This window comes from Pseudomonas sp. GWSMS-1, assembly GCF_049847425.1.
GTDB lineage: Bacteria > Pseudomonadota > Gammaproteobacteria > Pseudomonadales > Pseudomonadaceae > Aquipseudomonas.
On sequence record NZ_JBMHHV010000005.1, the window covers coordinates 1,234,076 to 1,246,905 of the forward strand.

The following is a 12,830-nucleotide window of genomic DNA, read 5'->3' on the forward strand; positions in this document are numbered from 1 at the left end:
CTTCGTCCGAGTGATGCCAGTGGCATCATTTCCATGGATGGCTAGTGCCACTCTCGACCATGCGACCATGCGACCATGCGACCGTGTTGCCGGTGCTGATACGGCCATCCCGGCGATGGCTGGCCCTGGCGGTGGAACGCCCTGGATTTGATGCCAGTGGCATCAATTCTACTGACAGCCAGGGCGGTTGCCACGCAGTTGGCGTAGCTCGTCGAGGCATGCTTGTGCCAGAGAGGAGATGGGCTCGCCTGGCGTTCTGGATGGGCGCGGCGGGGGAGTTGATGCAGTGTTCACCGTGGCTGGCGGTGAGGCTTGGCCCGCCCACGGATGAAACTCGCCGCGCAGCGCACGCTGGATCAGCCCCATCAGGTAGGCGGCGGGCTTGCGGATGCCGCCGGCCGCACAGCGGGCGCCGGCTTCGTTGATTACCGCTTGGCGGTCAGCCGGCTTGAGTTTGCTCAGCGCAATCGTCGCGGCATGTCGCTCGCTTGGGCTCAGGTGCAGCGTGTCCGGCCAGTGCAGGGCGAGGTTATCCACAGCCGGGCTCGCGCGCGGTACGGTACAACTACTTGCTTTTAATACTGTACAGGCCGCGTTCGGCGTCCGAACGGCGCCGTCAATGCTGGGTTGCAGCCCCGGTTCGGTAGCCGAACCCGGGGCTGCCCGATTCCGAACTGGGTTCTGATCTCCCGGTTCGGATTCGTGCAAGGACTCCTCGGGCTGGTCCAGCCCTTGCTGCGCCCAGCGCTCGCCCCAAGTATCCAACCGTGTGGGCAATTGGCCCTGATCGATATTGGTGTCCTGACGGATTTCCTCCAAGACGTGCCGGGCGACGATGCGCACGACCTTGGTGGCATGGCTGAGGCAACGTCCCACCAGTTCCAGGTATTCCTGATCCAGTTCCATTGCTTCAGCGGGTGTCAGCGGCTCGTCGTGCAGCACATACAGGGAGCCCTGCAGCCGACCGCTGACCTGATCGCGCCCGCGCGCCACCAGGCTGAGCCAGCGGGTCAGTCTGAGCATGGTCAGCACCCGCGCCACGGTTTCACGTGAAGCGGTGGCGCCGTAGGGCACCGTCGACAGGTAGGGCTGCAGGTCTTCGTAACGCGGCGTGACCAGGCCCTGGCCGTCCAGCAGCAGGCGAAACACCTGCCAGGCATTGCGCTCCAGCGGCGTCAGCCGGTTATCCAGCAGCAGGCGCCGCGGAACGGTCTCATGGGCTTGGCCGCTGAACAGAAAGCCGGCCTGCAAGCCGTAGACGCAAGGCTTTGTGACAGCGGATCGGGATGGCCAGCAACCTTCTACATGGCGGGCACACTGCTGCAGGACACGCTGCCAGCGGGAAGGCGTTGCCGTGCTCATTGGCCGCTGCTGTAGTGGTTGATCTGCTGCCAGACCACGGCCAGGCTGATCTGTTGTTCCTCGGCCAGCAACATCATGGCGTCAAGCTGGTCGTCCGCACTGTCTTGTGTGCGCAGCTGGCACCAGCGTTGCCAGAGTGCGTGTTCCTGCGCTTCGCTCAACTGGTTAGGCCGGCCCTTGCGGCTTTCGATCCGCAGCAGGCGCCGGCGCATTGCGGTTTCCGAGTGGGCCAGGCCGAAGCGTCTGTACATGATGGTGCTGCTGGCGCCGAGCTTGAGCGCCCGGTTGATCAGCCGTTCGTTCTGCTCGTCACGGTCGGCCTGTTCGATCAGGCGGCGTAGCACCGGCGAGTCGACCCTGACCTCGACCCAGGGCACGCTGGCATGCGCCAGGCGCGACAAGGTGGTAGGCGGCAAGGATTGCAGCAGGTGGATGTCGTCCTCGCCCAAGCCCAGGGCTTTGCAGCGCTGCAGATTGCCCAGGTGCAGCTCGTGCAGCACCTGGGTCAGCATGGCCTGGTTGAGCACGTTGAAATAGAGGCTCATGGCTGTTTCTCCAGTGAGTCTGGCGCAGGTGCGAGCGTCAGGTCGATCAGTCGGCGCGCCAGGCGGATCAAGCGATACAACTTGATCAGCAGCGCATCGGGTAAGCGTTCCAGCCCGATGTCCAGCGCGGGGCGCTCCGCCAGGGGCAGGTGGTAAATGCCGAGCAGTAATTGACCAAACAGGGCGGAAGGCAGCTGCTTGCGATCGTCCCAGTCCACCTCGTCCTGGGCCCGCAGCAGGGCTGTCAGCAGCAGGTGAATGCTCATGGCGCGTGGTGTATCGAGGTCGAGATGCTCCATGTGCAGAGCGAAACCCAGCCCATCTGCCTGTTCAAACACGCTGTCGGCTTGCCCGGCATAGCCGGCCATTTCCCGCGCCAGGCTGGCGATGGCCGCGCGTAACTGCGGCGGCGTATCGAGTGGCGGTTCGATGTACCAGGTGTCGCTGACCGCACACGCCTCGATGTCGGGCAGCGCGTCATCGAAGGTCTCACGGGCGATCTGTTCACGGATTTGCTGAACCCGTGACGTGGTGCTGGCCGGTGTCATCACCTGGGCGTCGATCCGTGCCTGCCGCTCTTCCTGGGTTAGCGCTGTTGTGACGTTGGAGGCTGGGTGATCGGTCTTGGGCCGGATCGTGGATGGGGTGCTGTCCACTGACGGAGCGGGGTGTGATGTTCCGCTGTCATGCTTCAATGTGTTCGCCGGTTGGCTGCTGGCCGGCGCTGTATCGGTGGCGATACCGGACACCTGTGTGCCCGGCGGGCTATCCGTCAGCTCCAAGGCCAGCACGCGGTAGGACTGTCCCAGTGCCCGGCTCATGCGTTCGAGCAGTTCGTCCTGGACAAGCTCGATATCGAAGGCGTCAGGCCCGGCATCGAAGCTGGCCAGCGTGTCGAGCCAGAACTCGATGAACGTGATGGTGGCGGGAGGGTAACGGTTCCAGGTTCGCTCGGCCTGGCTGTGGAGCCTGATCAGGCGTTCGATCTGGGGTTTACCCAGGCCGGCATACAGGGTGTGTGGGATAGCCGGTAGCAGGTGTTCCAGGGTGTCGAACATGCGGCTGATGTGCGGCTGTGACACCGGGTAACCGCCTGCGGCCAGGCGTCTGGCCAGCTCACGTTGTGACAGTGCGGCGCCATCGGTTTCATACATCGCCTTGAGTTTGGCGACTGCCAGGGCGCGCTCTATAAAAGTAAGCTGGCCGTGCAGGTCGCTTTCGGCCAGATGGCCGAGCAGGGCGGTGACTTCAGTTGTCCAGGGGCGGAACAGGCAGTGGATGCGAAAGAACTTCTCGTCGCGGGTTTCTTGCCACAGTTCGCCGAGGATCGCCAGGCGGGTATTGCCGCCATTGCGGATGATGAAGTGTGGCTCGCCGGGGCGGCGGGTAATCGGCGGAGGCTGGTCCAGGCCGCGCTCGCGAATCGAGGCCTTGATGTCCTCGTACAGCGGGTTGCGGATGAAGCGTGGATTGTGTTCATAGGGTCGCAGTTGTTCCAGCGTCACCCGCATAGGGGTGTCAGTGAGTGGGTCGGATAACCGATCTACCGCCTGAACTTGAGGACAGGGACCGAGCTGGAGCTTGTCGGTAATGTCCTCTTGAGTGGGCTTCTTCATCCGCATCCACCACGCTCACTGGCTTCGAGTGGTCAGGTGATCGCCGACCTCGAATTTAACGATTTCGGCGGTGCCCGAACTTTCGACGTGACGGGACAGCTCCGCGAGGAACCAGCCCATGGCCGAGCGCCCACCCTGCAGGCGAAAGACCACGGTGCAGTACTCCTCACAGGTGAAGTGCAGCGCTGGTGACTGTTCAATGGTGTTTGGGCGATGATGCTGCATCGAAAGCTCCTTGCCAAGCGTGGTTGGCCGCTACGGAAGTGAAACGGAGGGGTACTGAAGAGGTGCCGTCTGCACGGCTACTCACGGGTGCTGATGCCGAGGGCTTCATCATCGACCCTCCCTGCAAAAGCCCACTGCCGAGATGGCTTCGCGCCATTCGGGGAACAGCTCGATGGCTAACGCCTGCATGGTCTCCAGGGCCGACGGCGAGTTTTGTCCACCCTTTCGGCGGAGCTCGACCCGATGAGCCGGCAGGCCGAGGGAGGCCGCATTGAGATAGGCCACCCGGTCGGGGATCAGGGTGTTCAATACCGTGATGGTGGCAGCGCCGGCGAAGGTTTCACGCAGGCCGCGCATGATCATCCGGGTGTCCAGTTTGACTGCGTTCACCTGGTTGAGCAGGAGTCGCAGCGGTGGTGTGGCAATACCCAGGTGTCGGAAGGGCTCGAGATCGCTGAGCAGTTTCACGGTGCCGCGGCGTAATTCACGAGCGGCGAGCATTTCCGGTGTAATGGGCGAGAGGGCGAGATCGGAGGCCAGGACTGCCATCTCCAGCACCACACTGCGGGCACCTTGGGTGTCGATCAACAACAGGTCATAGTGGGCGCGCAAGCCCTCCAGCAAGTTGCGCAAGCGCAGGCGCCCGTCTGGAGCATGCAGCAGCAAGGTGCTCAGCCGCCCTTGATCGTCATTGGAGAGAATCAGGTCGAGGCCGGTGATCGTGGTGGTAGAAACGATCTGCGCCGGTTCTGTCAGGTTGAGCGCGATCAGTTCGTATGCGCCTGAGGCCGCTTCACGACTCAGTGTGTAATAACTGGACAGCGTGGGCTGGCTGTCCAGATCCAGCAGGAGAACCCGTAAGCCGGCATCGGCCAGTAGACCGCCTAGATTGGCCACTACCGTGGTCTTGCCCACGCCACCTTTGGTGGAAATCACTGATACCACGCGCATGATCTCAGCCCTGCTGTGCCAAGCGGTCGGCGACCCACTGATCGATCTCCAGCGAGTCCCAGCCCACGGCGCGCATGCCAATGCGTTTGGCCTTGGGGAACTTGCCTTCTTTCATCAGGTTGTAGATGTGCGCGCGTTTGAAACCGGTTCTTCGCTCCACCTCGTCGCGGCGCATGATGTAGCGCTCGACCGGCGTTGGGGAGGTGGTGAGGGCGGCTGAGGCTTGGGCTTGCATGTCGTCACTCCTTGGCGCCGGGTGGCGCGAGATAGGGGGTGACGGTCAGTCAATAACAGAAAAGGCTGGGCGTCATTGCACTGCAATTGCCGGCATTGCAGTGCAATGCTCGTCAGGTGTCGGGAAGGCTGCGCTTGGCGGCGGCGAACTTCTCGTCCAAGGTGCGCTTGGTAATGCCAGGTACGTTTTCAAAGTAAGCGGTGAGCGCGGAAACGATTGCAGCCTGGCTGCGGAAAACCGAGTGAGGTTTGCCGGACGGTGAGCAACCCAGCAGTAGCTTGAGCAGAGCCCCAATGATGTGGAGGTAGACGAGCTCGCTGCGCGGACTGGGTGCGCCTTGAGACTTGAGCAGTGCTTGCAGCCCCTCCCGCTCGAGTCCAGCGGTTTTCAGCTCGGCCAGCAAGCCTTGATAGAGTGTTTGCGTGTTCCTTAACTGCAGCTGCAGAGCATCCCGATCAGCTTGTAAGGCCAAGTAGGAGCCAGCATTGATCGTGCTTTGCGGGGAAGGCAGCGGTTCGAAAAGAAACGTAGGCCTTTGGTCAGGGTAGTAGAGCGTCATCCAACGCTTCAGGTCAGTGTGGCGCACGGTCAGCAGTGTGCATTCGACCTCTGTTCCCATGGGTACCGCCATACCCAAGCAGCCGTATGACAATTCACAATGGCGGACGGCATCGAAGATTCTATCGATGTTGATATGCAAGCAGGGCCACTGCGGAAAGGTTTGGGCGAGGAGGGCTGGGCAGCGCCATGCCGCGTCCAATATTTGCACCTCGTAGGCCGTCAAGTTACACCAGCGTAAAGCCGCCTCGACGGGACGATAGAATACTTTAGCGTGCGGGTTGCAGCTGTGGATTGAATACATGCTGGCGAAGTCCCCCTATTCCATATGGATGGACCTACCTCAGGCTATTTATGCTACCGCCGATAGGCTTTTTGGGGCTTCCCTGCAGTGACTTCCACGATTTCACTTGTTCGGTGAGGTCATGCCATCTGCCCACCGCAATCAGCAGATGGGCATTACGAGTAAACACTACAGTAATAGTAGAAAACCTGATGCATTAGTTAACAAAGTTCAAACTATTTTTAACCACCCATGTTGGGGCGGTAAATGCTGCTCAGGCTCTAGACGATAGTGTGTTCGGCCTGCGTTACGCGTAAAACTGTAAGTGGCTTCATCGGCACTAAAAAAGACCGGCATTGCCCAACTCCGTTCAGTAAATCACACCCGCCAAGCGTGGAAACGTGAACCTGTTATAACTTTGACGCGGCAAGTAGTCGTGCCGACGGAAGGCCGTTGTGCGCATATGCCATTTTAGTGCTGATCATAGTGCTCACCTGGTTGTTGAGAGTTTCTTTGATATTGGTCGAATTCGGTGCATTGATCAGCGTGGCGTCCACAATGGTGCGTCGGCGTAACTACAAGTTTCGGTTCGCCAAAGAGCCATTGATTACAACCAGAGTGGCTGCAGTGAGTGTGTGTGCCTGCGGCAGTCGACGAAAGTTGTGGGGGCGTAGTTTGGCTGGAATATGTTCCATATTCAGCCCGGCTGACTGATGCAGAGTCATGTGCTCATCCATGGGTACCGCCCAGAGCGGCGGGGCTCACCCTTGTAGAGCTACGAGCCGGTCTGGGCAATCAATCCCATCAAGCGCACAACCTGGTCCACCACGATCAGGGCAGCGCGCCGATTGCGGGACTGCCTGTGCTGGTTGGCGTACGCAGCATCGGCGAAGGTGCTTTGCCTCATCGGGTTACTCGAATCAGCGGATAGGCGCACCTCACCCGCGTTGGAACGTGTTGTCCATGTTTCCTTAGCCTGCGTCCTCCCTGGCCGGGGCGTGTTCACGGCCATGGTGGCTGCGCGTAGAGCGTGCAAATAACCTATTTCAGCCAAAACCACAGCGTGCTATTGCCGCATAATGTCGCCAATTTTTTGATAATAGTGCTGGCGCCAAAGCGAGCGCCCAGTACCACAGGGATTTCACGAATGTCGCAAACCTCCAACAACCTGGCCGCCTATATCTGGTCTTTGGCCGATCTCCTGCGTGGCGATTTTAAGCAGAGCCAGTACGGCCGCATTATTCTGCCGTTCACCCTGTTACGGCGCTTGGAGTGCGTGTTGGAAGCGAGCAAGGCGGCGGTATTGGCCGAGTACGAGCGGATTCAGCAGCTCGGCGTCTCAGAAGAAGCCCAGGAAAAACTGTTGCTGCGCGCCACCAAGCTGCCCGGCCAAGCTGATGGCCTGTCGTTTTTCAATACCTCGAAAATGGACATGTCCACGCTTGGTGAAGCCGGCATCAAGGCCAACCTGGAGTCCTACTTGCAGGGTTTCTCCAAGGATGCGCGGGAGATTTTTGAACACTTCAAATTCACCGAATTCCTCGGTCAACTCAACGACGCCAACCTGCTCTTCAAGTTTGTGCAGCGGGTGCGACAGACCGACCTAAGCCCGGCAGCCGTGTCCAACCACGACATGGGCCTGGTGTTTGAAGAGTTGATCCGCCGCTTTGCCGAAGGCTCGAATGAGACCGCCGGAGAGCACTTCACCCCACGCGATATCGTGCGGCTCACCACCTCCCTGGTGTTTATGGAAGACGATGATGCGCTGACCAAGCCCGGCATCATTCGCACCATTTACGACCCCACGGCCGGCACTGGCGGCTTTCTCTCATCGGGCATGGAGTATGTCCACGAGCTCAACCCACAGGCCGTGATGCGCGCCTATGGTCAGGAGCTCAACCCCGAGAGTTACGCCATCTGCAAAGCCGACATGCTGATCAAGGGCCAGGACGTCAGCAACATCAAGCTCGGCAATACCCTGTCGAATGACCAGCTGTACGCCAGCGAATTTGACTACATGCTCTCCAACCCGCCGTTTGGCGTGGACTGGAAGAAGATCGAGCAAGAGATCAGCGACGAGCATACGCAAAAGGGCTTCAACGGCCGCTTTGGTGCCGGTTTGCCACGGGTCAGCGATGGCTCCTTGCTGTTCCTGCTGCACCTGATCAGCAAGTTGCGCGATGGCTCTACGGGCGGTGGCCGGATTGGCATCATCCTCAATGGTTCGCCGTTGTTTACTGGCGGTGCCGGCTCTGGCGAATCGGAGATCCGCCGCTACATTCTCGAAACCGATTTGCTCGAAGCCATAGTCGCGCTGCCCACCGACATGTTCTACAACACCGGCATCTCCACCTATGTGTGGGTGCTGTCGAACAAAAAAGCCCCAGAGCGCAAGGGCAAGGTGCAGCTGATTAATGGCGTGAACCTGTGCGGCAAAATGCGCAAATCCCTCGGTTCCAAGCGCAATGAAATGTCAGAAGATGATATCGCCACCATCATTCGCGCCTTCGGCAGTTTTGCCGCCATCGATGCCTACGCGCTGGACAAACAAGCCGCGCAAAAAAGCAATCGCGGTCGCCAGGCCGCCAACCCCAAAGCCGAGGTGGCCAAGACCTTTGCCAGCAAGGTCTTCAACACCTATGAGTTCGGCTATCGGCGCATCAGCATCGAGCGGCCGTTGCGCCTGTCTTGGCAGTTCAGTGATGAGCGCGTGGCCGAGCTGCGTTTCGCTCCCGGCGCCCTCAACAGCGCCATGCGCTGGGTTTACCAAGAGTTCAGCGCCCTGGAAGGTGAGAGCTGGAGTGATGGCGACACCTGCAAACGCTATGGCGAGCTGAGCGCCCATGAAGATGCCATCCGCCGTTACTGCAAGCTGCACTTCGCCGAACTGAAAGAGAAGCACCTCAAGGATCTGCTCAGCCGCACCACCTGGATGGATCAGAAACGCCTGTTGCTCAAGGCGCAGCAACTGCAGGCCAGTATTGGCAGCGCCCAGCATGATGACTTCAACACCTTTGACGACGCCCTCAAGGCCGCCGGCAAGCAACAGGGTTTTACGCTGGACGCCAAAGACAAAAAACAACTGACCGATGCCATGAGCTGGAAGAACCCAGCCGCCGCCAAGGTCATCAAGAAAATCCACAAAACCCCAGCCAAGCCACTGTATGGCTTGTTTGCGGTTAACGGTGAAGTACTGGAATACCAGACCGACAGCGAGCTGCGCGACAACGAGAACGTCGCCCTCGACCCCAGTCAAACGGTTAACGCCATCAACGAAGCCTACTTCCTCAAGGAAGTGCAGCCCCACGTACCCGATGCCTGGATAGATGCCAGCAAGAAGGATGCGAAGGATCAGCAGGTCGGCATCGTCGGTTACGAAATCCCCTTTAACCGGCATTTTTATCAGTACCAACCGCCCCGGGATTTGCTTGAGATCGATGCCGATCTGGATGCCGTGTCCGCCGAGATCATGCAGCTGCTGCAAGAGGTGCATTCGTAATGGCGCCAGTCGTTCAGCCCCATGACTTTGCTGAAGTTGCCCAGCTCATTGATGCGGCGCGTCAGCGCGCCTATCAAGCCGTTAACACCAGCCTGATCGAGCTTTACTGGCAGGTGGGTGGGTATATCAGCGGCAAGTTGGCCGCCGCCGAGTGGGGCGATGGCGTGGTCGAGCAACTGGCACGCCATCTGGCGCTCACGCAGCCTGGCCTGAGAGGTTTTACCCGCCCTAATTTGTTTCGCATGCGCCAGTTTTATGAGGCTTATCAAGGCGATGAAATTGTCTCGCCACTGGTGAGACAATTGCCATGGACGCACAATCTGATCATCCTCAGCCAGAGCAAGCGGCCTGAAGAACGTGAGTTCTACCTGAAAATGGCCATTACCGAGCGCTGGAGCAAGCGTGAGTTGGAGCGCCAGTTCAATAACGCCCTGTTTGAACGCGTGGTACTTAACCCGCTAAAAGTGTCGCCGGTGGTGGCGCACTTACACCCGCAAGCCCTCGATGTGTTTAAAGACAGCTATGTGATGGAGTTTCTGCAACTGCCGGCTGGCCATAGCGAGGCCGACTTGCAGCGTGGCTTGTTGAGTAAGCTCAAGCAGTTTTTGCTGGAACTGGGCAGCGACTTTTGCTTTGTTGGCTCGGAGTTTCCCTTGCAGGTGGGCAAGCAGGACTTTGCCCTCGACTTGTTGTTTTACCACCGCAGTCTTAATTGCCTGGTTGCCATTGAGCTGAAGGTGACGCGTTTCGCGCCAGAGCATTTAGGCAAACTCAGTTTCTACCTCGAAGCCCTTGACCGCGACCACCGCAAGCCCCACGAAAACCCCGCCATTGGCGTGTTGCTCTGTGCCAGCAAGGATGAAGAAGTGGTCGAATACGCCCTCAGCCGCTCGCTGTCACCGGCCTTGATTGCCGAGTACCAGACCCAGTTGCCGGATAAAAAACTGCTGCAAGCCAAACTGCACGAGTTTTATGCGCTGAATATCGACGCAGGAGAGCAGTCATAATGACGGGCAATTATCGGGCTTATCCTGAGTATAAAGATTCGGGTATTGAGTGGCTGGGGGACGTGCCCGAACACTGGGGAAACGTGCCAATAAAATACATGGCGCTTGAAAGTGAGTCTCTATTTCTTGATGGCGACTGGATTGAAAGCAAAGATATATCTGGAGAAGGAATTCGTTACATTACAACGGGCAATGTAACGAATGGCAAGTACAGGGAGCAGGGTGCTGGATATATAACAGAGGATACTTTTCTTAAGCTAAATTGCACTGAGGTGCTTGAGGGTGATGTACTAATAGCAAGACTGAATGATCCGATCGGCAGAGCTTGCATTGTACCTAATCTAGAATCGAAAATAGTAACGTCTGTAGATAACGTTATTTTTAGACCTGACAAAAAATATCAAAAAAACTATCTGGTTCATCTATTTAGCAGTGAGGGCTATTTTAGGCATACGGGCAATTTGGCTCGAGGTGCAACCATGCAACGCATCAGTCGAGGGCTGCTGGGTAATATTCGAATTGTTACCCCTCTCTTTGAAGAGCAAGAAAAGATCGCCAACTTCCTCGATCACGAAACCGCCAAAATCGACACGCTGATCGAAAAACAACAGCAGCTTATCCAACTGCTAAAAGAAAAACGTCAGGCCGTGATTAGCCATGCCGTCACCAAAGGCCTCTCTTCATTAAACGGCGGGCCCAACGCCAAGATGCGCGACTCGGGTGTTGAGTGGCTGGGGGAAGTGCCGGAGCATTGGAAGGTCAGCCCGATAAAGTGGTATTCAAGTATTAAAAGCGGTGAAAATCTGCCGGCGAACGAAATTGAATCTATTAAGGACGAAGAGTTTTGCTATCCGGTATATGGTGGTAATGGAATTCTTGGGTATGCCAAGAAATCCAACCTTAAAACCACGGCAATTGTAATTGGTCGTGTTGGAGCGCTCTGCGGCAACGTTCATAAGACTGAAGAATTGTCTTGGATAAGTGATAATGCACTTATTTTAAATGTAAATGCTTCGGTTTTTAGCTTTGATTATATCGCCTTATGTCTCGAGGTAAGAGATCTGAACAAGTTGGCAGATAAAAATGCCCAGCCCTTGATTACCGGGACCAAAGTAACAAACGAATATGTTCCGATTCCTCCAGTCGATGAGCAGCGTGAGATTGAGGGTCGTGTTATTGGAATGATGAGGCATTTTGAAGTTCTATCCTCTCAGGCTGAAACTGGAATAGCTTTACTCCAAGAGCGTCGCACCGCCCTAATCTCCGCCGCCGTCACCGGCAAAATCGACGTCAGAGACTGGGTCGCGCCGCAAACCAGTCCAACCCACAAGGAAGTTGCCGCATGAATGCATTGGCGGGCGGTAAGGCCAACGAGCTGACGTTCCAGAACGACATGCTCAAACACTTGCTGGCCAACGGCTGGCTGCTGGGTAAGGCGTTGGCGGTGTGAGCGACGCAGATGCGGTAGCCGTTGCCACAAAAACGCTGGGCGAGCTAATCCAGCGCCCCTTGGCCATCCCCGAATACCAACGCCGCTATTGCTGGGGGTCAGAGCAGGTTGCGTTGTTATTAGCGGACATCGAGCAGCAGTTCAAACCACTCGACGCAGACAAGCGCGACGCACAGCCAGCACCGCTGTTTCTAGGCACGCTAATCCTGCACCAAGAAGCGGCCACTGCTGCTACGCCGGTTCAGGACGCTTGCTTGGTCGATGGTCAGCAGCGCTGTTTAACCCTGGTGTTGCTGCTGCATGCGCTGGGGATGAATGGGCCAGCAGTCGAAAAGTTGCTGCAAGGGCAGTTCACTGACAGCCAGTCGCAGCAGAGCTTGGCGGCTAACTTTGCGCATATTAAGCGTTTCCTGACGACCGAGCCCGGCATCAGGCTGCAAGCCGGCAAGCAAGAGTTGCTGTATAAGTTGCAGTTTGTGGTGATCAGCATCACCTCGATCGACCAAGCCTTTGCTTTTTTTGACAGCCAAAACACCTCCGGCAAACGCCTCAGCGACTTTGACTTGCTCAAGGCCAGGCACTTGCGTGCGGTGGTTTCCGACGACAGCGTGGGCATTGGTTGCTCGCATCTGTGGGAGGCCTATGAGCAGCAAAAGGTCGGTAATGGCCAGCGCTTGGCGTATTTTTTGACCGAGCAAATTCTGGCGCGTACCCGCATTCGCCAACGCGGGAAAAAAGTCGACGACTTGCAGCTGGTCAAGGAGTTCGCGGTACAACTGCCCAAACCGGACCCGGCAGCTAAAGGCCCAAAGACCATCCAGCTTTCGCCTCCCACGGCCGTGAGCTTTTATCGCGACTGGCAAGTGCGCTATGAGGGCTGCCAAGCTGGGGCTGATGCGTTCACATTCACTACCCAAGAGAATCGTGACGCCAGAATTCAGCTCAAAGAAACCGACCTGCAGCGTCTGCCGCTACAGCTCCATCAGCCGCTATTGGGTGGCGAGCAGTTCTTTTTTATATCGGCAAATACACCGAGTTGTATAAGCAGCATTTCCCGCTGGATATTACTGCGGACGAGCTAAAGACGGCTGAGCGGTCA

Annotated in this window: 11 protein-coding genes; 4 read left to right on the forward strand and 7 right to left on the reverse strand. The window is 57.7% G+C overall.

Features of this window, described 5'->3' with window-relative positions:
- Positions 1–168: 168 nt before the first annotated feature.
- The 7 genes from ACEPAJ_RS09410 to ACEPAJ_RS09440 all read right to left on the reverse strand — a co-directional run bounded on the left by ACEPAJ_RS09410 (position 169) and on the right by ACEPAJ_RS09440 (position 5,796).
- Complete coding sequence (locus ACEPAJ_RS09410) at positions 169–1,362, reverse strand: STY4528 family pathogenicity island replication protein (protein ID WP_425914625.1); 1,194 nt, start codon at positions 1,360–1,362, stop codon at positions 169–171.
- Entirely contained in the window at positions 1,359–1,907 is a 549-nt protein-coding gene (locus tag ACEPAJ_RS09415; protein WP_425914626.1) for a DUF2857 domain-containing protein, read from the reverse strand. Before ACEPAJ_RS09415 ends, ACEPAJ_RS09410 begins: the two co-directional genes overlap by 4 nt.
- Positions 1,904–3,523 (reverse strand): ParB family protein, encoded by a 1,620-nt coding sequence (locus ACEPAJ_RS09420; protein WP_425914627.1) that lies wholly within the window; start codon positions 3,521–3,523, stop codon positions 1,904–1,906. Before ACEPAJ_RS09420 ends, ACEPAJ_RS09415 begins: the two co-directional genes overlap by 4 nt.
- A 15-nt stretch (positions 3,524–3,538) precedes the next feature.
- Entirely contained in the window at positions 3,539–3,748 is a 210-nt protein-coding gene (locus ACEPAJ_RS09425; RefSeq protein WP_425914628.1) for a hypothetical protein, read from the reverse strand.
- 108 nt (positions 3,749–3,856) lie between these two features.
- Entirely contained in the window at positions 3,857–4,699 is an 843-nt protein-coding gene (locus ACEPAJ_RS09430; protein WP_425914629.1) for a ParA family protein, read from the reverse strand.
- 4 nt (positions 4,700–4,703) lie between these two features.
- On the reverse strand, positions 4,704–4,934 hold the full coding sequence (locus ACEPAJ_RS09435) for an AlpA family transcriptional regulator (RefSeq protein WP_425914630.1): 231 nt from the start codon (positions 4,932–4,934) through the stop codon (positions 4,704–4,706).
- A 112-nt stretch (positions 4,935–5,046) separates the two neighbouring features.
- Positions 5,047–5,796 (reverse strand): hypothetical protein, encoded by a 750-nt coding sequence (locus ACEPAJ_RS09440; RefSeq protein WP_425914631.1) that lies wholly within the window; start codon positions 5,794–5,796, stop codon positions 5,047–5,049.
- A 1,126-nt stretch (positions 5,797–6,922) separates the two neighbouring features.
- Between ACEPAJ_RS09440 and ACEPAJ_RS09445 the strand changes: the two genes are divergently transcribed.
- The 4 genes from ACEPAJ_RS09445 to ACEPAJ_RS09460 all read left to right on the forward strand — a co-directional run bounded on the left by ACEPAJ_RS09445 (position 6,923) and on the right by ACEPAJ_RS09460 (position 12,813).
- Positions 6,923–9,274, forward strand: a complete 2,352-nt coding sequence (locus tag ACEPAJ_RS09445) for a type I restriction-modification system subunit M (protein ID WP_425914632.1) — start codon at positions 6,923–6,925, stop codon at positions 9,272–9,274.
- Entirely contained in the window at positions 9,274–10,281 is a 1,008-nt protein-coding gene (locus ACEPAJ_RS09450) for a PDDEXK nuclease domain-containing protein (RefSeq protein WP_425914633.1), read from the forward strand. The genes ACEPAJ_RS09445 and ACEPAJ_RS09450 overlap by 1 nt, the downstream gene beginning before the upstream one ends.
- Positions 10,281–11,627, forward strand: a complete 1,347-nt coding sequence (locus ACEPAJ_RS09455; RefSeq protein WP_425914634.1) for a restriction endonuclease subunit S — start codon at positions 10,281–10,283, stop codon at positions 11,625–11,627. The genes ACEPAJ_RS09450 and ACEPAJ_RS09455 overlap by 1 nt, the downstream gene beginning before the upstream one ends.
- Before the next feature lie 100 nt (positions 11,628–11,727).
- Positions 11,728–12,813, forward strand: coding sequence for a DUF262 domain-containing protein (locus ACEPAJ_RS09460; RefSeq protein ID WP_425914635.1), 1,086 nt, complete (start codon positions 11,728–11,730; stop codon positions 12,811–12,813).
- The last annotated feature ends 17 nt before the right edge of the window (positions 12,814–12,830 follow it).

Excerpts from the sequence above, each read along its gene's own strand:
- ACEPAJ_RS09410 (WP_425914625.1), bottom strand. The coding sequence starts at position 1,362 with ATGAGCACGGCAACGCCTTCCCGCTGGCAGCGTGTCCTGCAGCAGTGT.
- ACEPAJ_RS09415 (WP_425914626.1), bottom strand. The coding sequence starts at position 1,907 with ATGAGCCTCTATTTCAACGTGCTCAACCAGGCCATGCTGACCCAGGTG.
- ACEPAJ_RS09420 (WP_425914627.1), bottom strand. The coding sequence starts at position 3,523 with ATGAAGAAGCCCACTCAAGAGGACATTACCGACAAGCTCCAGCTCGGT.
- ACEPAJ_RS09425 (WP_425914628.1), bottom strand. The coding sequence starts at position 3,748 with ATGCAGCATCATCGCCCAAACACCATTGAACAGTCACCAGCGCTGCAC.
- ACEPAJ_RS09430 (WP_425914629.1), bottom strand. The coding sequence starts at position 4,699 with ATGCGCGTGGTATCAGTGATTTCCACCAAAGGTGGCGTGGGCAAGACC.
- ACEPAJ_RS09435 (WP_425914630.1), bottom strand. The coding sequence starts at position 4,934 with ATGCAAGCCCAAGCCTCAGCCGCCCTCACCACCTCCCCAACGCCGGTC.
- ACEPAJ_RS09440 (WP_425914631.1), bottom strand. The coding sequence starts at position 5,796 with ATGTATTCAATCCACAGCTGCAACCCGCACGCTAAAGTATTCTATCGT.
- ACEPAJ_RS09445 (WP_425914632.1), top strand. The coding sequence starts at position 6,923 with ATGTCGCAAACCTCCAACAACCTGGCCGCCTATATCTGGTCTTTGGCC.
- ACEPAJ_RS09450 (WP_425914633.1), top strand. The coding sequence starts at position 9,274 with ATGGCGCCAGTCGTTCAGCCCCATGACTTTGCTGAAGTTGCCCAGCTC.
- ACEPAJ_RS09455 (WP_425914634.1), top strand. The coding sequence starts at position 10,281 with ATGACGGGCAATTATCGGGCTTATCCTGAGTATAAAGATTCGGGTATT.